This is a genomic window from Prosthecobacter sp. (assembly GCF_044232965.1).
Taxonomy (GTDB): domain Bacteria; phylum Verrucomicrobiota; class Verrucomicrobiia; order Verrucomicrobiales; family Verrucomicrobiaceae; genus Prosthecobacter.
In genome coordinates this window covers 42,689-63,884 of sequence record NZ_JBIIKX010000027.1, presented here as the reverse complement: position 1 = coordinate 63,884, position 21,196 = coordinate 42,689, and the positions used below count along the sequence as shown (strand labels likewise).

Below are 21,196 nucleotides of genomic sequence, written 5' to 3'. Positions count from 1 at the left end.
TTGGAATGAAAATGGTCGTCACATCGCGGTGTAACTGAGGCACTTGATCTCATCGAGCGAGGTATGACCGCCGATGACCTGCTGCAGACCTTCTTGATAAAGGGAGCGGAAGCCGTTTTTGAAGGCGGCGGCGCGCATGGCGCTGAGAGGCGCGCCCTCTTCCACAAGATCGCGCAGTTCGTTGTTCACCTCGCACAGCTCCATGAGGGCCACGCGACCGGCATAACCGGTGCCGTGGCACTCATCGCAGCCGCGGGCGTTGTAGATCGGCGTGGTGATCGGCTGGGTGATGACGGCCTGCCGCGCCATCAGTTCCTGCACGTCCTGGGGCACCTGCATGGGCTGCTTGCAGTAGGCGCAAAGACGGCGGGCGAGACGTTGCGCCTGACTGAGGGCCAGAGAATCGGCCAGCAGGTATTTTTCCACGCCCATGGAGAGGAGACGCGACACGGCGCGCAGCGAGTCGTTAGCATGCAGCGTGGTGAGCACCAAGTGGCCGGTGAGCGAGGCGTTCACCGCCGCCATGGCGGTTTCCGCATCGCGTGATTCACCAATGAGGATGATGTCCGGGTCAGCACGCAGGAGGGAGCGCAGGCCATTGGCGAAGTCGAGACCGCGGGCGTTGTTCGTCTGCGTCTGATTGATGCCTTCGATCTCGTATTCGATGGGATCTTCAATGGTCTGGATGTTGACGCCTTCATCATTCACGCTGTTGAGCAGCGCGTAGAGCGTGGTCGTTTTACCAGAACCTGTGGGACCGGTGACGAGCACAAGACCCTGGTCGCGCTGCATGGTGCGGGTGAGGATGTCGATCTGGCGCTGCGAGAGATTGAAGTCCGAGAGGCGCTTCACGCCGTCCTGCTTGTCGAGGAAGCGCATGATGACCTTCTGGAACTCGCGCCGTGTGGGAATGGCGGCGACACGGACATCCACGCGGCGGCGGCCGACGGAGAGCGCCATGCGGCCGTCTTGACACTCCGCACGGCTTTGATTCATGCCGGCGTAGTTTTTGAGCAGCGCGACGAAACGATTCAACTGGCTCTCCGGTGCCGTCATGATCGTCTTCATGGTGCCGTCCATGCGGGCACGGAAGCGGGTAAAGCTGTAAAACTTCTCCAAATGAAGGTCAGAAGCCCGGCAGCGGATGGCGGTGAACAACGCCCACTGCACCAATTGTTCCGGCTCGTGATTCGGATTCTGCGGATTGACCCGGGCCATGTCCTCCGGAGAAATTTCCACCACCGTGGCGTCATCGGCCACGGAAAGCGAAGCGCCGTCCATTGAGGCGACGGCCCCAGGGTCAAACGTGGCTCCAGCGCGATTGATCGCGTCACGAATTCCCGCCAAATCGGCCATGACCGGCACGATTTTGACCGCCGGATGGCCCATGGAGAGCCATTCGTCCTCGAAGGCGTAGCAATCGCTGCTCTCGCTGAGCAAGAAGACGACATGCTTGCCGATGTAGAGCGGATAAACGCTGTGACGCTCCAGCAGCGGAATGGGGAAGAAGGTTTGCCGCTGCGCTTCGGTGGCGCTGTACACCATGACCCGGCCGCCGCTGACGAGATGCTGCAGGGCCACGCCCATGTTGCGCTGCACCACGTTGAAATGATTGATCCCAAGTGTGTCCGTCTTGCCTTTCTGCGCCTCGTAGAAGCCTTTGAGCTTGGTGATCTCAGCCGGCTCGTAGGGGTAATTTTCCAGCAGCCAGTTGAAAGTGCCCTCCAGGCCGAGATCGGCAAACACCGGCGGCTGCAACTGCTCCATGGTGTTCGACTGCGAGATCGGCATCTGGCCGAAACGCTGCACCAGGTCTTTGCGGGTGTTTTGATACTGCTCCGGCGTGATGAGCACGCGGATGGTCATGAATGGCGGCACGCCCCACAAATCCCCGGCTTTCGGGTTGTGATGCGCCATGACCAGCAGCGGCCCGATAGTCGTCACTGGCAGCCACGGATCAGCCACATAGGGCACGCGCCCTAGCTTGCGGATGAGCCGCTCCGCGTCGGGCGAGCAGCTCTCGCGCAGCAGAGTCACCGGCAGCATGCTATATTGCAACGCCAGCCCCTCGATAGAAAGAATTGCCGCGTGCCGGGCCTCGATTGTCGCGCTTGGCGGATTACTCGCAGCCCCAAAAGATTTGGGTGTGGGCGAGGCCGGAATCTGGAGAGTGGCGGGCATGAATGGCGGGTCCGAAAGGTTTCAGGTCTATGGCGTCAGAACCCCAGCATGTCTGCGGGGTCCACGGGACGCGGCGGCCCCTTGAAGTCAGTGCCTTCGAAGTTCATGAGCAGGCCTGTTCCGGGCGTCTGTGGCTTGAGCAGTTCATACATCCGGCCCGTCCAACGCAGGCGGTAAGACGAGTCAGAGCTGGAGGTGAGCGGATTGTACATCGGGTCTAGGTATGGAGAGCCAATGGCCGCCTTGTCCTCTGACGGCCCACGGTACTGAAGCACGCGCAGCACGGTCCTCTCATCCTCAGCAGCCCCGTCCTGCCTGGTGTAAATAAGTTCTTTGTTATACTGGGCGAAGCTGTGCAGCGCCTGGTTGAGCATCTCGAGCCTTGCCGTGGCCAGCGCGTCCTTGCTGCCGTCCAGAAACTGATGAAACGCCCCCACCGTAATGCCTGACAAGACACCCATGATCGAGATCACAATGACCAGCTCCGAAACCGAATAGCCAGCCGCGCGCCAGTCATGCTTGAGCACACTGGCGGCAGATCCGCTTTTATGATTAATGGTGGTCATCAGGCCTGGATAAGGAGATCAGTAGTAAATGGTCCCGCTCGGGCCGCTCAGCGCGGCCTTCGTCATGCTGGTGATGGACGGAGGAAATGTGACGCTGTAGCCAGAGGGCAGAAAGGCGGCGAGCGTCGTCTCCGAAAAACTCAGGTAAGGCCGCAGCAGCGTGTACTTCGCCTCGACCGTGGCCGCACCGGACCAATCCAGAGCCGCTTGAGTGCGTCCGCGCACCTGAATGAGACTCGCCTGCGCCAGGTTCAGCGCCTCGGCGCGCGCGATGGCGAGATTGCGCTCGCTGTCACCCCGCATGCGGGTGACGGAAGGAATCGCCATGAAAGCGATGATGCCGATGATCGAAACGCAGGCCATCATCTCGACCAGGGAGAATCCTGGAAACGTGCGATGTTTGCTGTTTGAGGAGTTTTTCATGAGCAAACTCATTCGTTGACCAGCTCCACGCGTGGAAAATCACCGCTCTGCCAGGTGGGCAGGCTTAGATACTGTTTCGCATTGTCCATGGCGGCGGTTTTCAACCGGTCCGTGCCGGTGGTGTAGTCCAGAAAATGATCCGCTGTGGTCTGATCCAAAAAACCGGCCCGCAAATTCGGATCCGGCGAGGAAGCATTCGGCACCAGGAGGTTAAACCGTGCCGAAGTGGTTGGCAGCGCGTTGTAAGTGGTGCGCACACTCTCCAGGCCGCGAACCTGTGCCGTGCTGCCCACGCGGGTCTGTGCCATCACCCAGGCGGTGAGCGCGCTGTTCACTGCCGCCTGCTGCTGACGTGCCATGACCCGATGCGCGTCACGCGAGGCATTGGAAATCGCCGCCACCACCAGGGATGACATGATCCCGATGATGGCGATCGTGAAGATCGCCTCCACAAAGCTGAATCCGTTCCGTCTGTTCCTGTGATACGTCGCTTTCATGTCCTGGCAGCCTTGTTGTCCTTTTGCAAAAAATCCGCCGGGGAGTCACCTCCCCGGCGGACGAGATTCGTCCGATGCTGTTGATCAAACCACAGTGCCGGGCGACGAATGATCAGGGCAATTAGTTGCCCGCGTCATACTTGACCTGCTTGTTGGCAGAGTCCCAGCTAAGGTAGGCAGCAGCCTTGGCTTCTTCATCGTCGTCGATTGGGCCGGAGGTGAAGGTCTTGCCTTGGAAGGCGCCGTCCGTTGGGCTCACGCCGGTTTCGGCGAGGTCAAGGAGGGCCTGGCCGTCAGCAGGAGAACCGAGGTCAGCGCCAGCGGCGACAGCGGCGTTGAGCACGGAAGCCACGGTCTGGGCATTGCGCTTTGCGGCAGCGTCACGAGCGCTGTCGTTCAGGCTGCCGATGTTTGGAATCGCGATCGCGGCGATGATGCCGATGATGGCGATGACGACGAGCATTTCAACGAGGCTGAAGCCAGCCTTGCGGGATGTGTTGAGCTTGATGTTTTTCATAGTGTTATCTTTGTGTTTGGCTGTTGGTGTTAACTTCGAGATGAGCAGCCCGTTTGAGTTGTTCAGCCTCGAATTATGGTATTTATATCAGTCATCAGAAATTGATTCAACATAAATTTTATAATTATCACAATTTTCTGACATTTCCGTTCACAACCTCCTTCCCTGACCGGCTTTTCAGGCCATTGATTCCTCTCCACGCCATGCGCACCTCTTTCTTACTCATCCTCATTTTCGCCCTGCTTCCCCAGAGCGGGCGCTCCGAATCGCCACCTACAGCGCCCCCCTCAGTCGTTCTTCCCGCTGAAATAGGCGTCATCGCGCCTGCAGACGTTCAGCGCCATCTCGTGGAGCATCTCGACACCCAGATCATCGACGTGCGCACTGAGGAGGAGCGCCAGAAACACGGCTACATCCTCAATTCCCTGCACATCGACCACTTCCACGGACAACAGACGCACGATGCTCTCGCCAAGCTCGACAAATCCAAGCCCAGCATCGTTTACTGCGCCATCGGAGGCCGAGCCAAGCTCATCGCCTTGGAAATGCACAAACTCGGCTTCAAAAACATCCTGTTGCTCAAGGGCGGCTTCAACGCCTGGACCGCCAGCGGTCAGGCCGTGGCAAAATAATCAGCGGAGCCGCATTCTTTCCGCAGTTCCAGTTTCTCACCGCAACGCAGCACCTTGAAGGGCTGATCCAGCCGTCCGCAAGCCGTGGCAAATTCATCCGGCGTCTCTGTGTTGAACTCAAACAGGTCGTAGTGGCATGGCACCACGAGCCTCACCTTCCCCGCCTTTGCCAGCGCCGCCGCTTCCGTACCGTTGAGGTTCCCCGCCACACGACGCTCAGGTTGGTTGCCGTTGATGGGCAGAAAAGCGATGTCGCAGTGGTTCTCACGCAGGATTTTTACGATGTCGTCATGCCACAGCGTATCCCCGCTGTGATAGAGAGTGAAAGGGCCGCATTTCACCAGGAATCCGGTGTAATGGCAGTTGTCGTGCTCATCACGCAGCACCTCGTTGTGCTTCGCCACCACGCCGCGCAGTTCCCAGCCGTTTTCATGGTAGGAATCGTGATCACCGATGGGACAGAGCGTGACCTCCGCGTCTCCCAGACGCTTGTTCGCCTCTGCGATGATGGGATGCGGCAGATACAGCCGGAAACCTGGATTCGCCCGCGCCAGCGGCACCAGCGTCTCGCCGTCCAAATGATCTGTGTGGACGTGACTCGCCGTCACCCGGCTGACGCCGGTCAGTTTTCCTGGATCAACACAACGCTCCGTCATGCGCACATGCGGCTTGTCCGTCTGCGCGTACTTCTTCGTCAGTGAATCCGAGAGATACGGATCAAACAGCAACCGCTCACCCGCCCATTGCACCAGAAAACCGCTCTGTCCCAGCCACCACACATGCAGCGTGTTTTCATCCTTCGAGGCCGCTGCGATGTCAGCCAGCAACACCTCGTCTTTTTGCGCGGCTGGAATCATGCTCCGAATTGAATCGCCGCGATTTTTTCCGCCATGTCATGGCTGGCGCAGAAGACCAGTTCCACCGCCGCAGCGCGTGACAGCCGCGCACGCAGCGCCACCACGCGCCCCATGCTCAGACCATCCACAAACGCCTGCACCGGCCGGTTGCGCGGCTCCAGGCTGCGGATTTCCACCGTGGTGTCGGGAGAAAGCAGCGCACTGCGCCAATGTGCAGGCTCCAGCACATTGGATCCCACCAGCAGCCAGGCAGGCGTGTCTGCCAGCAGTGGCGAAGCGCCCATGCTCCGCGCATAGGCCGTCGAACCCGCCGCCGTGGCCACCAAAGCGCCATCACTCACCAGTTTCGGAATCCGGGGCACGTTGTTCACGGTGATCTCCAGCCACGCGCTCTGGCTCGTCGCACGCTCCAGCCAGGCGTCGTTGAATCCATGCGCCGTGCGTGTTTGACCGCTCTCATCTTCGAATTCCAGGAACAGCATCGGCAGTTGGCGGAAAATCACGTCACAAGGCGGAAACGCTCCCGCGCTCACCTGCTCCGGCCCGTTCAAGAGAAAGCCCATGTGCCCCGCGTTGATGCCAAAAAAGGGCAGCCGTGCCCGCCAGTGCTCGCGGATGCTGCGCAGCATCGCGCCATCACCGCCCACCACGCTGATAAAGTCTGCGTCAGGCGCTGGAACATGCCTTGAAACCAGCGGTACGCTCAGTTCCCGCACTTTCGGAATTGCCGCGTCCGCTTGCAGGAAAAACTTCGCGCCCTCCAGCGTGCCACGCGCCCAATTGCCCGGAATCGGGGCACGATACAAGCCATAGCGCTCAATGTAGGCCAGCGCCCGCGAATGCAGCATCTCCGTCACCGATTTCCCGCTGCTCAAGCGCTCACGGATCACCGTGCTCGCTCCCTCGACGATCAAATCCACCTCACGCGCATGCGGCGGCAGGTCGCGCGCGTCCAGCTCATAACCTGGACGGCGCAGCACCGCGAAATTCGCCGTCTGCCACAGTTCCGCGCCTCGCGCCCAGGTTTGCTGAATGGGGGATTCCCCCCTCGCCCCACCCTCCAGCAAATCAGCGCCCACCACATGCCACACCTCGCCTTCACGCTCGAAACGTGTCTGTAGTTCGTGATTCCGGGTGAATGTCTCCTGCTCAAAATCGCTCAAATCGACGACCACCTTCGGCAGCCCGCCGAACACAATGTCAGCCAGCGCCGCACGATACACCGGCGGCACGCTGCCCGTCATAGGCTTGTCCGGCCGCGGCCCGCACGGAATGACCCGCACCTCGTCAAACATCTCCGCCAGCCGCAAGGCGATGGCCGCGTGATGCTTCCCCGGTGGATTGAAGCTCCCTCCAAAAATAGCGATGCTTTTCGGCATGCGCCATCCTGCCAGCGGTCAACACGAGTGCAAGCCGCAAGCCCTCGCCCCGGCTCAAACAATGTCGCCGCCGAACGGACACGCTCTCAACGACCAAGCCAGGAACTCATGGTCAGGCATGTTCCCGCCCCAGACGCCACTGACGCACCCGCCACACATCACGCGCCATGCGCAGGGAGTCGCGGATCAGATGCACATGGCCGCCAGGGGTCTCATGCCAGGTGATGGGAATTTCCTGAACGGGGCAGCCGCTGTCGTGCAAGGCGGCGAGGAGTTCGACATCGAAAGCGAAGCCTTGGATGCGCAAGTCAGGGGCGATGCGTGCGTAAGCGGAACGCGGGACAAGTTTGAGTCCGCACTGGCTGTCGTGGATGCGGATGCTCAGCAGGGTGGAGACCAGCAGGCCGAACACACTGCCGATGAGGCGGCGTTTCCAAGGGCGGTGTACCTGCCCGCCGAATTGATGCAGGCGCGAGGCAAACAGGGCGGACTGGGGCGAGGGCTGCTCACGCGCGAGGCGGATGAGCCGGGCCACCTCGGCGGCGGAGCATGAGCCGTCCGCATCGACGAAGGCGATCCATTCGGCGGTGGGTTCGAGATTCCAGCCAGCGTAAACGGCACCGCCTTTGCCCCGATTGTCTGGCAGAAAGAGCGGATCGAGCAGGTGTGAGTGCCGTTGGCAGAGCGGGGCGAGAATTTCGCGCATGCGCCGCACTTCAGCCGCGTCAGAACCGTCTTCGACGACGCGGATCGTCACGCCGCCGAGTTCCTGGGTCACGGCGCAGAGTTCCGTGAGGAAGGGGCCGATGCGTCCGCTCTCGTGGTAGCACGGGATGACGAGATGGACGGCAGCTGGCATGTGAACGGATAGAAAGATGGAAATCGGAAAATGAAAATTGGAATCTGGCCGGGTTGTGTCTTTGTCATGACGCGTCTTGTCATGCGTTTCCCGCATTTTTTATTCATGCTGCTGCTCTCAGTCACTTTGGCGGCATGCAGTTCAGCCAACCGCCTTCTCAAAGCGCGGCCTGCGGGGCTCTCACCTTTTTTTGAGCAACCTTCACTCGCGCAGGATGCCCGTGGCCACCTGCCCTTTCAGGTGGTGTGGACCACGCCGGACCCGCGTGTGCTGGCCGAGAGCACGACACGCAAAAAACTCCACGTCGCGCCGGTGACGCTGGCGTATTTGCGTCCGGTGAGCAAGGCTTTGGCCTCAAGGGAGATCGCCTGGGGGGTGCATCGCCAGGAGGCCGCAGTCGCCACGCGCCTGCGGGAGGAGTTCGTGGCGGCCTTCCGCCGCTCGCCGCAGGCGCGGTATAAGATCGTGGACAAGCCGGGGGCGGACACGCTGACATTGCGGCTGGCGGTCATCGAACTCAGCCCCACCAGCCCGAAGGGCAATGCGATCATGACGCTGCTGAAGTTTGCCGTGACACCAGCGGCGGTGCTGGGACGCTGGTTCACGAAGGGAAACATGGCGATCGAGGGCAAAGTGGTGGATTCCCGCACAGGCCGCGTCTTTTTCCAGTTCGCTGACCACGAGTCCGACAAGCTGACCTTCCTCAACACGCGTGATTACCAGCCCTACGGCCACGCGGTGAACTCCATGCGCGACTGGGCTGTGCAGTTCGAGCAGATGACGCGGACCCCGAGCGGGCTGAGAATCAAGGACTCAAGCTCCATCACGCTGCGGCCGAATTGAGGGCCATCCGAGGAGTGATTGCGGCCTCTGCCGGGTCACACAGACGCGGCGACTGTCCCCTCACCTAACCTTTCGCTTCGCGGCGCTGCGCTAGCCCCGCAACCGATGGCAAAGCAAGCGCATGCACTAAGCGGGGAGAGGAACTAACAAGCATGCCTTGTGGCCTGAGCGCCCGCTTTTCAGTCCCTCTCCCCGCTGTGGATGACCCAAGCTCTGTAATGACCGGGCGGGGAGAGGTTAGGTGAGGGGCGCTTCGCCGTGTCGTTTGCTCCATGCATGCATCCACTCCCTGGATGAACCCGACTGAGCGGCTGGCAGAACTTACTTGCGGAAAACGAAGTACACCGCGCCGCACATGCAGAGGGCGGCCCAAAGGTAGTCCCATTTCAGCGATTCCTTCATGTACAGCACCACAAAGGGCACAAAGACCATTAGCGTGATGACTTCCTGGACGATCTTGAGCTGGGGCAGCGTCAGCGCCGTGCTGCCGATGCGGTTCGCCGGCACCTGTAGCATGTATTCAAAGAACGCGATGCCCCAACTGATCAGGGCGGCGATGAACCACGGTTTTGCCCTCAGGTCCCGCAGATGCGCGTACCAGGCGAAAGTCATGAAAATGTTCGACGTCACCAGCAGCCCGACGGCTTTGATCACAGGCCAGTTCATCGGCGCATCAGAGCGCGGCTTCCACATCGTGCCAAGCCTGACTTCGGGCTTGTTTCGCAGGTGGCTGCGGCTAGCATCCGGCGACATTTTTCTTCCTTCATCCTCACAGTGTGAAACTCGGTCTCGTCCTTGCATGCGCGTTCGTTTTTGCGGGGCCTGTTTTTTCGGCCCCGGCGGAGGAGCCGCGTGCAGACGATCCGGGTGCCAGCCCGGAGATTTCCCTGCTGCGCCTCGGCTACGAGCGCGGCCTCATTGAATCCAGCCTGGCTCCGGTCAAGCAGCAGATCACCACCCTGGCCATGCTGGAAAAACAGTTTGCCGCCGCACGCGACTACGATGCCGCCATCACCGCGCGTGACGAGCGCAAGCGCCTCCAAGGTGAGCTGACGCGTCTGGACAAGGATCTGTTGCTGCTGCAAACCCGTGAGCAGGCTCTTAAAACCGCCCTGCTGCCAGACCGGGTCAAGCTGCCGCTCGAATCAGCCACCTTGAAGGAACTTCGTTTTGAAGGTGGCGCGATCACTGGCTGGTCGAAGACCGGCGCCGCCGCCACCTGGAAGCTGCCGTCGCTGCCCGCCGGTGGTTACGAGGTGCTCCTGCGTTACCGCTGTGGAGCGGCGGAGGGCGGCACGCTGCTGGTCAAAGAAACGCGCTACAGCCTGACAGCCACCATCGAGTCCACGCTCAAAGGCCCGGAGGAGCGGAACGCGGGCACGCTCAAAATCAGCGATGGCTCCGGAACCTTCACGCTGGTGGTGGAGTCGCTCGTCACCAACAACCTCATGCAACTGCTGGCCGTGGAACTCGTGCCTGCGTCGAGATGATGAACTGCCGTCTGCCAATCTGGATCGCCGCTTTGCCTGCCTGGGCCTGCCTGGGCCTGCATGCCCAGACGCCCCTCCCCGCCCCGCCACCGGAGCCCGCCACGCTCATCACTCTTCGATCCGCGCTGCTGCGCCAGATCATGACTGACTCACAGCTCCTGACCGAGCAGTATGAGCGTGCCCTTGCCAAAGCGGAGACCGAAGTGGCGGCCTCGGGCGACTACGAAGAGGCGAGGGCCATTCGTCAACGTCGTGAGCAATTGAAGGCGCTTTACACCGGCACGGCCTCCAGCCTCGCCACGCCGCTGCTATTGTCCCAGGCGCGTCTGACGGGTTCCGCGCAATCCTCCGGCGAGATGCTCAGCGGCTGGCGTTCCAACGGCAGTGGTGCCGAATGGTTGAACTTCCGCCTCGTTCCAGGACGCTACCACCTCGAATTCGAGGCCAATATGAGCGACGCCCCCGTCGCGGGCAGCATCTACGCCTCCTCCAAATTCCAGCCGCAGCAGACCGCCATGTTTGAGTTTAACGAGGTCAACCTCCTCGGAGTCTCCTCGGAAAACCGCCGTAGTTTTGAGGTCGCTCGCAGCGCGGATGAGACGACCTTCACCACGGTGCGCGTCGGCCCGCTGACGTTTGCCCGCAGTCCGGTCACGCTGCGTTTCACCAGCACCGCCGGCTATCCTGCGAACATCATCCGCCTGCGCAATTTCCGCCTCGCTCCCATCACGGAAGAAGCCGCCGCCTCAGTGCCCGCGACCACGACCACGGCCAATGTGAGCGCCACCTTGCAGCAGGCCACCGCCCAGTTGCGCGGCTCTCTCGAATCCGTCCGCAAAACCGCCACAGACACCTATCTGGCCGATTTGCAGAAGCTGGCGGCCGACAAGCCTGCGCTGAAGGATCAGGCCGAGGCTGAGTCACGTCGCATTCGTCGTCTTTTGGACCAAAAAAGCGGTCCCACGGGCGTTCGCGCCATCGCCACCGCCGCCAGCGGGCTCAACGGCTTCGAGGACATCTCCGACGCACGGCTGGCCGATGCCGAGCCTGTCTCCGGCGACCGCTTCAAGGTCGTTCACGAAGGGCGTGAGCTGTCCATCCGTCTGCTGTGGGTCAAATGCGCCCCGCCGGATGAAAAAGACGCGGGCATGAAAAATCTCGCCCGCCACTTCAAGATCGCCGACGAGGATGTGATCTCCATCGGCCGCTTTGCGCGGGAGTTCACCTCTGGATACTTGCGTGACAAGTCGCTGCGCCTGCTCGTCCGCCCGGATCGTGACAAAGACGGCACGCTGGCAGCGCTGTTGTTCCTGCCAGATGTCGGTCTCTATCAAAGCGTGCTCGTCGATCACGGGCTCGCCGCCGTCGTCCCGCCGCCGCGTGATCTCAAGCGCAACGCCACGGAGAAGGCGCTCATCTCCATGCTTGAAGCGCGTGAAAATGACGCAAAACAGCGCAAGCCGCCGCCCGGAGCCTGGGCGTTGCAACCCGAAAACGCGGAAGGAGGCAGGCCATGACACCCCGCATTCTCGGCATCGTTGTCTTGCTGCACTCTGCGGTTGTTTGGGCGCAGCAGCCCGCCGCTCCCGCGGCCGTCTCGCGACTTCAGCAGATGGAAAGCATCTACCAGAAGGAATTGAGCGCGCGCCACATCCCGCTGCTGGGCAAATACCTCACCGAACTGCAAAGGCTGGCTGCCACGGCGGCAGATCGAAAGCTTTACGACGCTGAGATCGCCCGCATTCAGCAGGTCATCAGTTCCGGCGGTGCCCTGGATCTCATCGCCCTGCAAAAATCTCAGTCAGGAGAGATGCCCATGCCGGCCCCCGCGCCGATGGCTGTGCCGCTGGAGCGCAAAGAGGCGCTTATCGCGCTCTCCCCCGCTCTTGCCCAGAGCCTTGTGCCTGCCGCACCGCCCGACGCGGTCGCCGCCACGCTCGGGGAGGCGGAATGGCGCATCGCCGCCATCAATGCCGGCACCTATGACGTGCTGCTCCATTATTCCTGCGAGGAACTCGCCACACCGCTGGCCCTCAGTGTCGAGTTTGCCGGGCAAAAGATCGAAAAGACCTTGGAGTCGGACCGCGCCACCAAGGACGGCCAGACGTTTCGCATCTTGCGTCTCGGCAGCCTGACCTTGACCGGGGATCATCGCGGCGAAACACTGCGCTTCACCGCCGGTGACAAAAACGCCGCCAAGCTCGTCCTCAAAAGCCTTCTCATCACCAAACCTCGCCCGCCCGCGAACTGACCTGCATGCGCCACCTCACTCTCATCCTCCTCGCTGTCTTCGCCTTGGGCGCTTTGCCTGGCTGCAAGCGCATCGAGGACAAGTTGCGCCGCCTTGCCGAGCAGAGCGGTGTCACACCCAAACCACCACCGCCCAAGCCGAAGCCTGCCGAACCCGTTTTGACCCCGGAAGAGCAGGCCATCGAAAAGAAGCTGCAGGAGTCGGCCATGCTCACCGCCGCCGTCCCGGAGCCGGATGTGCCCAAGGCACCTGTGTTCGAGCTGAACAAATCCGCCGTCGTCTCCATCCTCGGCTATCACGACTTTCGTGACCGTGGCGGCAGTCCCATGCTCATCGCGGCCTCCAAGTTTCGCGAGCAGATGCAGGCCATCAAGGACTCCAAGATTCCCGTCATCACGCTCAGCGATGTCATGGCCTGGAAGAAGGGCGAAAAGAACATCCCGGAAGAATCCATTGTCATCACCATGGACGACGGCTGGGAAGGCGTTCACACCTTCGCCTATCCTGTCCTGCGTGACTTCGGCTTCCCCTTCACCATCTACCTCTACAAAAAGTATGTGAACATCGGCGGCCGTTCGCTGAGCTGGGATCAGATCAAGGAAATGATGCAGAACGGCTGCGAGGTCGGCAGCCACAGCGTCTCTCACGAGAGTCTCAAAAAGCGTCCCAAAGGTGCCAAAAACGACGCTGACACTCAGCAGTGGATATTGGCTGAGCTGAAGGACTCGCGTGAGTTTCTGGAGCAGAACCTCAAGATCAAATGCACCTCCTTCGCCTATCCCTTCGGCATTTTCGATGAGGCCGTCATGGAGACCGGTTTGCAGATCGGCTACGAGTCCCTCGTCACCGTCAACGGCCAGAAAGTCACCTGGGACACGCCGAACGGCAAACTCGGCCGCTACATCATCCATGGGGACAGCGACACGAACTTCAAGCTCGCCACCAGCTTCCGCGGCCGCGGCGATGTCGGCTCCAACAAGTTCCTCGTCGCCGACGCCAAGAACGACAAAGGCGAGCAGCTCATCGACCTCAGTCCCAAGCCCGACGCGGTCACTGCCAACCGCATGCCGCTCATCGAGGCCGGTTTGAAAAAGCTCGGCACCGTCGTGCCGGAGAGCATCAAACTGCGCGTCGCCGGCCTCGGCACCGTGCCCGCCACCTACGATCCCGCCACCATGACCGTGCGCTATCAGTTCCCCTACAAGCTGCGTCACGAGGAATGCGCCCTCAGCCTCAGCTTCCAGCGCGATGCCGCCCAGCCCGCCGAAGTCGTGAGCTGGCGCTTCAAAATCGACCTCAAAGCCTCCTATCTCCCGGCGCAGTGACGCCGAATACTTTTCTCATCAGTCCTCATGTTCTCCTCCCTCACCGAAAAACTCGAACTCGCCTTTAAAAAGCTGCGCGGACAGGCCCGCATCAGCGAATCCAACGTCTCCGACGCCATGCAGGACATTCGCATGGCCTTGCTGGAGGCGGATGTGGATTTCAAGGTGGCGAAGGAACTCGTCGAGGCCGTTAAAACGCAGTCTGTCGGCGCGGAGGTGCTGCGCAGCGTTTCCCCCGGCCAGCAGATCGTCAAAATCTTCCACGACGAGCTGGTCAAAATCCTCGGCGAGGCGGTGGCGCTCAATGTCGATCCGCCGCAGCGCATTTTGATGACCGGCCTCAATGGCGCGGGCAAAACCACCACTTCCGCGAAGCTCGCCTCCTGGCTCAAGAAGCAAGGCCGTCGCCCGCTGCTCCTGGCGCTCGATTTGTACCGCCCGGCGGCCATCAAGCAGCTCCAGGTGCTCGGCCAGCAGCTCAATGTGCCGGTGTTTGCTCCGGCGGAAGGCGAGACCGATCCGGTGAAGGCGGCGAAGGCCTCACTCATTTGGCTGAAGGAGCAGGGCAGCGGCGTGGCCATCTTCGACACCGCCGGTCGTCAGGATCTCGACGAGGAACTGCTCGCCGAACTGAAAAAAGTCCGCGAGATCGTGCAGCCGAACGAAACCCTGCTCGTGGCCGATGCCGCCACCGGCCAGCAGGCCGTGAGCGTGGCACAGAAGTTCAACGACGCGGTCGGCATCACCGGACTGATCATGACGAAGCTCGATGGCGACGCGCGTGGCGGCGCCTTGCTCTCCATGCGCCAGGTCACGGGCCGTCCGGTGAAATTCCTCGGTGTGGGCGAAAAGATCGACCAGCTCGAAGTCTTCCACCCGGACCGCATGGCCCAGCGCATCCTCGACATGGGCGATGTGGTCAGCCTCGTCGAAAAAGCCGCTGAGGAGATCGACGAGAAGGAGGCCATGAAGCTGGCCGAGCGCATGCAGAGCAACAAATTCGACTTCAATGACATGCTCCAGCAGATGCGCATGATGAAGAAGCTCACCTCCGGCGGCGGCATGGGCGGCCTGCTGGGCATGCTGCCCGGCATGAGCAAGATGAAGGATGCCATCGGCCCGGATGCCGACAAAAAAATGAAGCACACCGAGGCGCTGATCCTTTCCATGACACCGAAAGAGCGCCAGCGCCCGGAGATCATCAACGGCCAGCGCCGCAAGCGCATCTGCAACGGCGCGGGCCGCCCCGTGATGGAGATGAACCAGCTCCTCAAGCAGTTTGAGATGATGAAGAAGATGATGAAGAACCAGGGGGCGATGATGCAGATGGCCAACGCGATGATGGGCGGCGCGGGTGGCGGCGGCGGCATGGGCGGCATGGGCGGCCTCGGCAGCCTGCTCGGCGGCCTCGGCGGTGGCGGCGGCAAGATGCCGAAGCTGCCGCCAGGCATGAAGTTCCCAGGCAAATTCTAATTCATCTTCACGAGACCCACATGAGCAACACACCCTTTCGCATCGGAGTCGCCGGCGTCGGCGCCATTGGCAAAAATCACGCGCGCATCATGGCGGAGATCGCCGCGAACAGCGATGGCGCGATCACTTTCGCCGGTGTGTATGACGCGGACCCCGCCCGCGCCGCCGAGTTTGCCGCCCAGTATCAAACGCATGCCGCGAGCGACCTGGAGGACTTCGCCCAACGCGTCGATGCGGCCACCGTGGCTGTGCCGACCATCTTCCATCGCAAAGTGGCCGAGCCGCTGATGCAGAACGGCATTCATGTGATGGTGGAGAAGCCGATCAGCGAGTCCTATGCCGAGGCGCAGGCATTGATCGAGCTAGCCAAGGCCAAGAGCGTCATTTTGCAGGTCGGGCACATTGAGCGCTTCAATCCGGTGCTGCGCCAGCTTGAGGAGCGCATGGACAATCCGCGTTTCATCGAGGCGCACCGCCTTTCGCCCTTTCCGAACCGCAGCATCGACATCGGAGTCGTGCTCGACCTGATGATTCATGACATCGAGATCGTGCTGCATCTGGTGAAGTCCGAGCTCATCCAGATCGATGCCGTGGGCATTCCGGTGCTGACCAAGCGCGAGGACATCGCCAACGCGCGTTTGAAGTTTGCCAACGGCTGCATCGCCAACATCACCGCCAGCCGCATCAGCCCGGAGAAGATGCGCAAGATTCGCGTCTTCCAGAGCAGCAGCTACCTGAGCCTGGACTACCAGGAGCAGAGCGGCTGGATTTACCGCAAGGACGGCATGCAGATCGTGCGTGAGGAGGTGGAGGTGGAGAAAGGCGAGCCGCTAAAGCTCGAAATCGCCGCTTTCGTCGAATGCGCCCGTCATGGCCGCCGTCCGGTCGTCACCGGCCAGGAAGGCGCGGAGGCGGTGCGCATCGCGCTGGAGATCACGGACCAGATTGAACGCAACGCCTCGCTGGGAACGAAGTGAGCCGCGAAATGGGGCGGCCTTACTTTGGTGGCGTGGTGGCTTCCTTAGCCGCCGCCTCCTTCAATGCAGCGGCCTTGAGGAGTGCCGCTTCATTTTGATCCGCGATGATTTTGTCTGCCGCAGCCCTCACCGCGATGGCTTTTTGATCCGCTTCATGCTGCGCGGCAGTTTTAGCTCGGGCCTCCGCAGTCTTTTTGCCGCATGAGGTGACGCCGCAGGCGAGCAACCCGAGGAGCAGCAGCAGGAGGATGATGGTGTGTCGTTTCATTAGTGAGGGCATCATCATGCGATGGTTTCACGCTGGATGACAGGTGGGTATTCACCCCATGGCGCGGGCCGGCCGCATGGCGCAATATCCTGCTGCGCGTTCCATCACTGGGTGAAACCGCACCAACCCAAGCACACCATGAAACTCACCGCCTTCGCACTCCTCGCCCTCACCACCCTTGCTGTCAGCAGTTGCAACAAACAGAAAGCCGCCATCGACGCCCGTGCCGACGCCACGCAAAACGCGATCGATCATGAAAAAGAGGCCGTGGACGTTGCCGCCAAAGAGGCTCTGAAGCAGACCAACACCAATGCCGAAATCGACAAGGCCAACATCGAGGCCGGCAAGGTCACTGACCAGGCCCGGCTCGACGCTGAGAAAGTGAAAGTCGAAGCCGAGGCGGCCGCCGCCAAGGCGCGTGTGGACGCTGAGAAGAAGTAGCCGCCGCGTTCGCGCTGACCTGCGCCTGCTGATGCGCCAGCCTTTTTTGAAGGCAGACAGTGCATCAGCAGGCTTCATTCTTGGCATTTCTTGCCCGGAGTCTTTTCCAGACGTATTCACGCGTCATGTCCGAGCATTCCAACGCGCGCCTGTTTGTCTGGTTCCGCATCCTGTTCAACTGTCGGTTCTATTACCCGGTGTTCACGATTCTGTTTCTCGACCTGGGGTTGAGCATCGGAGAGTTTGCGGCGTTGAATGTGGTGTGGGCGTTGACCAGCGTGGTACTGGAGGTGCCGTCAGGAGCGCTGGCGGACCGGTTTGGCCGCAGGCCGCTGGTGGTGGCGGCAGGTGTGCTCATGGTGTTGGAAATGGCAGTGCTCTGCGCCATGCCGCCGGGCCGGCATGACATCGTGCTGTGGCTGTTTGTGCTGAACCGCGTGCTTAGCGGCGCGGCGGAGGCTTGTGCCAGCGGAGCGGATGAGGCGCTGGCGTATGACTCGCTGCCCGAGGCGGAGCGCTCAAAGTTGTGGCCGCAGGTGATGGCGAGGCTGTCACGCGGGATGGCGCTGGGCTTTGTGGTGTCCTCAATCACCGGCTCCGTGGTCTATGATCATCACAGCCTGACAGCCGCGATGCAATTCCTGGGCTTGAATGTGGTCGTGGCGAAGAACGTGGCAATCAAGTTGCCGCTGTTTTTATGCCTGGGCACGGCGCTGGCCTGCCTCATGGTGACTTTGCGAATGACGGAGCCGCGCGTTCCCGTGGTGGCAGCCTCTTTTTGGCAAAGCGTGGGCGAGACCTGGGCCTCGATCTTGAAAACAGGCGGCTGGATCTGGCGCACGCGGGCGGCGTTCGCGCTGCTGCTGTTCGGCGTGGTGTTTGACAGCGTGATCCGGCTGTTCCTGACGGTGGCGAGCAATTTTTACCGGCTCGTGGGCATCGAGGAGGCCTGGTACGGCGTGATCGGTACCGGCGTGTCGCTGCTGGGGCTGGTGACGGCGGGCTTGATGGAGAAAAGCACGCGGGTGATGAACTCGTGGCAGAATCTCCTGTGGCTGGGCGTGGCAGTGTTCGCTGGATTGATGGCGGCGGCGCATCCGCAACCGGGCTGGGCGGGCATCGCGCTGGTGGTGCCGTTGTTCATGAGCATGCGCTTTTTGCAGTTCTTCCTCTCGCATTACCTCAATGAGATCGTGAGCTCGGAGCAGCGGGCCACGGCTCTGAGCTTTCGCGGACTGACCACGAATCTGGCTTATGGCGTGCTGACGCTGCTGTTTGGCTGGCAGACGAGCTGGGTGGGCGGGAATCTGGGCCTCAGCGCGGATGATCCGCAGGTCTTTGCCAAAGCGCTGACGCTTTGGCCGTGGTGGTTTGTGGGTACACTGGTGGTGGCAGGCCTGTGGCTGGCCCTGCGGCAGTTTTCCTCTGATGCGGATGAACAACCGGAGGGCCATGGCCGTCAGTAGCTTTACTCGACAGTTGTCAGTTTCACGACGTATTAAGGACACAACCATGAATCATTCGATCCTCCGCTTTTTCACAGGCCTTGCGGCTGTCGTGCTGCTTTCGCAGTGCGCTGTCGGTCCACAGAGCCGCATTGAACGCAATCCGCAGATGTTCAACCAGCTTAGCAGCCGCGAACGCGAACTCGTGACCAGCGGCGTCATCCGCGAGGGCATGAACCGCGACGCGGTCTTTCTGGCCTGGGGCAGGCCGGATCAGGTCTCGGTGGGCACCAGCCGGGGCAAGGAAATCGAGTCCTGGACCTACCTCGGCGAGCGCCCGGTGCGCAGCTACAACATGAACATGGGCTTTGGTTTTGGAGGCTGGGGTTACGGCGGCTGCGGCCCGTATGGCTGGGGGGGCGGCTATCCTTACATGGGCGGTGGTCCCACCGTGATGTATGTGCCCTACACGGCGGGTGTGGTGGAGTTTACGCGGGGACGCGTGACGCACTGGAGCGCGTCGCCACGCTGAAGCCTCTCTCGCATGCTTCATGAGCGTTCCTGAAGAGCATCTGGCCTCACGTCGTGCGCTTAAATCCCGCGACACACGCTGGGCGCATGCGCTGGCTGGAATGCTGGCGCGATCAGGCCAGTCTCCAAACGTGATCTCGGTGTTGAGCGTGCTCTTTTCCGCTGGCGCGATGGCTTGCTTCCTCGTGGCAGGAGATCAAACGAGCACGGCTGGCATTCTGGGCGTCTGGCTCGGAGCTATCGCCTGCATCCAAATGCGTCTGGTGTGCAATCTGATGGACGGCATGGTGGCGGTGGAAGGTGGCAAAGGATCGCCCGTGGGCGCGATCTACAACGATGCACCGGATCGTGTGGCGGATGTTTTGATTCTGGTCGGCGCCGGTTACAGCGGCGCAGGTGATCCAGGTGTGGTGAAGCTCTTTGACGTGATCCCGCTGGGCTGGTGCTGCGCCGTCGTGGCAGTGTGGGCGGCCTACATTCGCGTGCTGGGCGCTTCATTGACCGCGAAGCATGATTATCGGGGGCCGATGGCGAAACAGCATCGCATGGCGGTGCTTTGTGGCGGCGTTTTGATCGAAATGATCCAGCATCTCGCGGGATGGGACCGAACAGGCATTCTGATAGCGCTGACACTCATCTTTTTCGGCGGCTTGTGGACCTGCTGGCGTCGTCTGGCTGTGCTGGCGCAGGAGTTGTGTTCGAAGTCAGCGGCAAATTGATTCCCACTGGAATAATTCACGGCACGGCGCGTCTTAGTCCTGCCCATGCGGCGTTTAGCTTTTGCACACCATGAAAAAAACCCTCCTTATTCTCGCCACTGCCTTTGCAGTCACTCTCCACGCGGCTGATTTCCCCGAAGGCAGCCCGAAATTCGCCACTGCCAACGATGTCGTGACCAAGGCGGCCAAGGAAAACGGCAAGCCCACGATTCTAGTCTTCTCCGCCTCCTGGTGCGGCCCGTGCCAGGAAATGAAGAAGGAAGTCTATCCCAGCGCGGCGGTGAAGCCCTTCCATGACAAGTTCAACTGGGCCTACCTTGACATCGATGTGGATGCCAACCTGAAGCTGTTCGAGAGCCACAAGCTCGAAAGCGTGCCGCACCTGCTGTTCCTTGATGCGAGCGGCAAAACCATCGACCAGCAGGAAGGCGGCTCTTCTCCGAAGGAATTCGCCAAGAAGTTGGAGAAAGTGCTGAAGAAGGTCGAGCCTGCCAAGACCGCGAGCGCGAACTGACTCAAGGCGTGCCGGTGACAATCAGTGGTGCCTTCCGGCGCGCGCCGATGTACACCGGCGAACGCTGCCTCTCCAGCCACTTGTGCTGGAAGGGCAACTCGGTGTTAAAGGCATGAAAGTGCCACGGTCCGTCGTCGGTGCGGATCGAGTATTGCAGCGCACGTCCTCCATCCAGCAGCGTGGCATGCTGCACATCGAGCTTGCGGGCGATTTCGGTGACCTCGCTCACATTCATCACACCGCCGTCACCGGAGAGCACGAAGACGATGGTGCCGTCCTTGCGCATGCCGCCGAGGGCACGATAGCTGATCTTGGAGCCGTCAAAGAACTCATCCGGCTTCATCTCCACATAGGAAAAGGTGGTGTGGTTTTTCATGACGGAGGGATAAACCTGTGATCCTTCCTGAATCAGGCCGGGCACTTCATTGAGCAGCGATTTCGGTCCGAACCACGGACGGCCGTCTTTGACAAAAAAACAGCCGCTCCAGTCGCCAAAGGGCGAGTTGACCTGTTTCCCTTCGTGATAGACCCAGCCCATGGGCCGCCCCTTGGGATCGCGAAAATTGGCCGTGATGGCGAACCACAGGTTTTCCTCCCCAATGCGCTCACGGGCCGTGGTGAGCGCGAACTTGGGCAGGAAGGTGGTCATGAAATCAAAACGGTCGGGCGCAAGCGTGACCACATGCACCTCCGCGCCGAACACACGCTGTGCCATGTCCGCGAAGGAGCCGCCAGTGCGCCGCACTTTGAGTGTGTTCCAGCTCATGCCGGGTTCATCGTGCCGTTTGATCATCGCGGCGGCGAGGTCGGCGGTGGTCAGGGCGTTGGCGGATTTCCACTCGCCGCGTTTGGAGAGGATTTGCAGGGGTTGGGTGGAGTTCCGCACGCTCAGGGCCACCAGATTGCTGTTCACATTGAAAAACACCTCGGCGACAAGCCACACCAGCAGCAAGCTGAGTACAGCGAGCAGCAGCAGCGTTTTTAAGCATCCACGTTTTCCAGCCATGA

Annotated in this window: 24 protein-coding genes; 13 read left to right on the top strand and 11 right to left on the bottom strand. The window is 61.1% G+C overall.

Annotation, left to right across the window (positions count from 1 at the left end):
• Window positions 1–18 precede the first annotated feature (18 nt).
• From ACILSI_RS13355 to ACILSI_RS13335, 5 genes are all read right to left on the bottom strand, one after another.
• Window positions 19–2,181, bottom strand: coding sequence for a GspE/PulE family protein (locus ACILSI_RS13355; protein ID WP_395722380.1), 2,163 nt, complete (start codon window positions 2,179–2,181; stop codon window positions 19–21).
• 35 nt (window positions 2,182–2,216) lie between these two features.
• Window positions 2,217–2,747, bottom strand: a complete 531-nt coding sequence (locus ACILSI_RS13350) for a type II secretion system protein (RefSeq protein WP_395722379.1) — start codon at window positions 2,745–2,747, stop codon at window positions 2,217–2,219.
• 18 nt (window positions 2,748–2,765) lie between these two features.
• On the bottom strand, window positions 2,766–3,170 hold the full coding sequence (locus tag ACILSI_RS13345) for a type IV pilin protein (protein ID WP_395722378.1): 405 nt from the start codon (window positions 3,168–3,170) through the stop codon (window positions 2,766–2,768).
• A gap of 8 nt (window positions 3,171–3,178) precedes the next feature.
• The gene (locus tag ACILSI_RS13340) at window positions 3,179–3,667 is read right to left on the bottom strand and encodes a type II secretion system protein (RefSeq protein ID WP_395722377.1); all 489 of its coding nucleotides are present in this window, start codon (window positions 3,665–3,667) and stop codon (window positions 3,179–3,181) included.
• 121 nt (window positions 3,668–3,788) lie between these two features.
• Window positions 3,789–4,184 carry a prepilin-type N-terminal cleavage/methylation domain-containing protein gene (locus ACILSI_RS13335; protein WP_395722376.1) on the bottom strand — a complete coding sequence of 132 codons (396 nt, stop codon included), beginning with the start codon at window positions 4,182–4,184 and terminating at the stop codon, window positions 3,789–3,791.
• Between the two features lie 203 nt (window positions 4,185–4,387).
• Between ACILSI_RS13335 and ACILSI_RS13330 the strand changes: the two genes are divergently transcribed.
• Window positions 4,388–4,816 (top strand): rhodanese-like domain-containing protein, encoded by a 429-nt coding sequence (locus ACILSI_RS13330; RefSeq protein ID WP_395722375.1) that lies wholly within the window; start codon window positions 4,388–4,390, stop codon window positions 4,814–4,816.
• On the opposite strand, the gene ACILSI_RS13325 is transcribed toward ACILSI_RS13330, so the two are convergent.
• The 3 genes from ACILSI_RS13325 to ACILSI_RS13315 all read right to left on the bottom strand — a co-directional run bounded on the left by ACILSI_RS13325 (window position 4,798) and on the right by ACILSI_RS13315 (window position 7,911).
• Window positions 4,798–5,673: an MBL fold metallo-hydrolase gene (locus ACILSI_RS13325; protein WP_395722374.1), complete on the bottom strand. Its 876-nt coding sequence runs from the start codon at window positions 5,671–5,673 to the stop codon at window positions 4,798–4,800. The genes ACILSI_RS13330 and ACILSI_RS13325 overlap by 19 nt on opposite strands.
• On the bottom strand, window positions 5,670–7,052 hold the full coding sequence (locus tag ACILSI_RS13320; protein WP_395722373.1) for an NAD(+)/NADH kinase: 1,383 nt from the start codon (window positions 7,050–7,052) through the stop codon (window positions 5,670–5,672). The genes ACILSI_RS13325 and ACILSI_RS13320 overlap by 4 nt, the downstream gene beginning before the upstream one ends.
• 112 nt (window positions 7,053–7,164) lie before the next feature.
• Window positions 7,165–7,911 (bottom strand): glycosyltransferase, encoded by a 747-nt coding sequence (locus tag ACILSI_RS13315; protein WP_395722372.1) that lies wholly within the window; start codon window positions 7,909–7,911, stop codon window positions 7,165–7,167.
• A 30-nt stretch (window positions 7,912–7,941) separates the two neighbouring features.
• Here ACILSI_RS13315 and ACILSI_RS13310 point away from each other — a divergent pair, with 30 nt between their 5' ends.
• The gene (locus ACILSI_RS13310; protein WP_395722371.1) at window positions 7,942–8,754 is read left to right on the top strand and encodes a DUF3313 family protein; all 813 of its coding nucleotides are present in this window, start codon (window positions 7,942–7,944) and stop codon (window positions 8,752–8,754) included.
• 321 nt (window positions 8,755–9,075) lie between these two features.
• On the opposite strand, the gene ACILSI_RS13305 is transcribed toward ACILSI_RS13310, so the two are convergent.
• Complete coding sequence (locus ACILSI_RS13305) at window positions 9,076–9,420, bottom strand: DMT family protein (RefSeq protein WP_395722386.1); 345 nt, start codon at window positions 9,418–9,420, stop codon at window positions 9,076–9,078.
• A gap of 110 nt (window positions 9,421–9,530) precedes the next feature.
• Between ACILSI_RS13305 and ACILSI_RS13300 the strand changes: the two genes are divergently transcribed.
• Genes ACILSI_RS13300 through ACILSI_RS13275 form a run of 6 tightly spaced genes read left to right on the top strand, consistent with a single transcriptional unit; the run spans window position 9,531 to window position 16,270 of the window.
• On the top strand, window positions 9,531–10,244 hold the full coding sequence (locus ACILSI_RS13300) for a hypothetical protein (RefSeq protein ID WP_395722370.1): 714 nt from the start codon (window positions 9,531–9,533) through the stop codon (window positions 10,242–10,244).
• The gene (locus ACILSI_RS13295; RefSeq protein ID WP_395722369.1) at window positions 10,241–11,761 is read left to right on the top strand and encodes a hypothetical protein; all 1,521 of its coding nucleotides are present in this window, start codon (window positions 10,241–10,243) and stop codon (window positions 11,759–11,761) included. Before ACILSI_RS13300 ends, ACILSI_RS13295 begins: the two co-directional genes overlap by 4 nt.
• Window positions 11,758–12,495: a hypothetical protein gene (locus ACILSI_RS13290; protein ID WP_395722368.1), complete on the top strand. Its 738-nt coding sequence runs from the start codon at window positions 11,758–11,760 to the stop codon at window positions 12,493–12,495. Before ACILSI_RS13295 ends, ACILSI_RS13290 begins: the two co-directional genes overlap by 4 nt.
• A 5-nt stretch (window positions 12,496–12,500) precedes the next feature.
• Window positions 12,501–13,820, top strand: a complete 1,320-nt coding sequence (locus ACILSI_RS13285) for a polysaccharide deacetylase family protein (protein ID WP_395722367.1) — start codon at window positions 12,501–12,503, stop codon at window positions 13,818–13,820.
• Between the two features lie 27 nt (window positions 13,821–13,847).
• Window positions 13,848–15,293 (top strand): signal recognition particle protein, encoded by a 1,446-nt coding sequence (gene ffh, locus ACILSI_RS13280; RefSeq protein WP_395722366.1) that lies wholly within the window; start codon window positions 13,848–13,850, stop codon window positions 15,291–15,293.
• Between the two features lie 20 nt (window positions 15,294–15,313).
• Window positions 15,314–16,270: a Gfo/Idh/MocA family oxidoreductase gene (locus ACILSI_RS13275; RefSeq protein ID WP_395722365.1), complete on the top strand. Its 957-nt coding sequence runs from the start codon at window positions 15,314–15,316 to the stop codon at window positions 16,268–16,270.
• A 19-nt stretch (window positions 16,271–16,289) separates the two neighbouring features.
• Here ACILSI_RS13275 and ACILSI_RS13270 read toward each other — a convergent pair whose 3' ends face one another.
• The gene (locus ACILSI_RS13270; protein ID WP_395722364.1) at window positions 16,290–16,538 is read right to left on the bottom strand and encodes a hypothetical protein; all 249 of its coding nucleotides are present in this window, start codon (window positions 16,536–16,538) and stop codon (window positions 16,290–16,292) included.
• A gap of 138 nt (window positions 16,539–16,676) precedes the next feature.
• Between ACILSI_RS13270 and ACILSI_RS13265 the strand changes: the two genes are divergently transcribed.
• The 5 genes from ACILSI_RS13265 to ACILSI_RS13245 all read left to right on the top strand — a co-directional run bounded on the left by ACILSI_RS13265 (window position 16,677) and on the right by ACILSI_RS13245 (window position 20,188).
• Window positions 16,677–16,979 carry a hypothetical protein gene (locus tag ACILSI_RS13265; RefSeq protein ID WP_395722363.1) on the top strand — a complete coding sequence of 101 codons (303 nt, stop codon included), beginning with the start codon at window positions 16,677–16,679 and terminating at the stop codon, window positions 16,977–16,979.
• A 125-nt stretch (window positions 16,980–17,104) separates the two neighbouring features.
• Entirely contained in the window at window positions 17,105–18,445 is a 1,341-nt protein-coding gene (locus ACILSI_RS13260) for an MFS transporter (protein ID WP_395722362.1), read from the top strand.
• A gap of 46 nt (window positions 18,446–18,491) precedes the next feature.
• Window positions 18,492–18,956, top strand: a complete 465-nt coding sequence (locus ACILSI_RS13255; protein ID WP_395722361.1) for a hypothetical protein — start codon at window positions 18,492–18,494, stop codon at window positions 18,954–18,956.
• 19 nt (window positions 18,957–18,975) lie between these two features.
• A complete protein-coding gene (locus ACILSI_RS13250) occupies window positions 18,976–19,674 on the top strand; it encodes a CDP-alcohol phosphatidyltransferase family protein (RefSeq protein WP_395722360.1) in 699 nt (232 codons plus the stop codon).
• 70 nt (window positions 19,675–19,744) lie between these two features.
• Window positions 19,745–20,188, top strand: coding sequence for a thioredoxin family protein (locus tag ACILSI_RS13245; protein WP_395722359.1), 444 nt, complete (start codon window positions 19,745–19,747; stop codon window positions 20,186–20,188).
• A 1-nt stretch (window position 20,189) separates the two neighbouring features.
• Here ACILSI_RS13245 and ACILSI_RS13240 read toward each other — a convergent pair whose 3' ends face one another.
• The gene (locus ACILSI_RS13240) at window positions 20,190–21,194 is read right to left on the bottom strand and encodes a phosphodiester glycosidase family protein (RefSeq protein ID WP_395722358.1); all 1,005 of its coding nucleotides are present in this window, start codon (window positions 21,192–21,194) and stop codon (window positions 20,190–20,192) included.
• Window positions 21,195–21,196 lie beyond the last annotated feature (2 nt).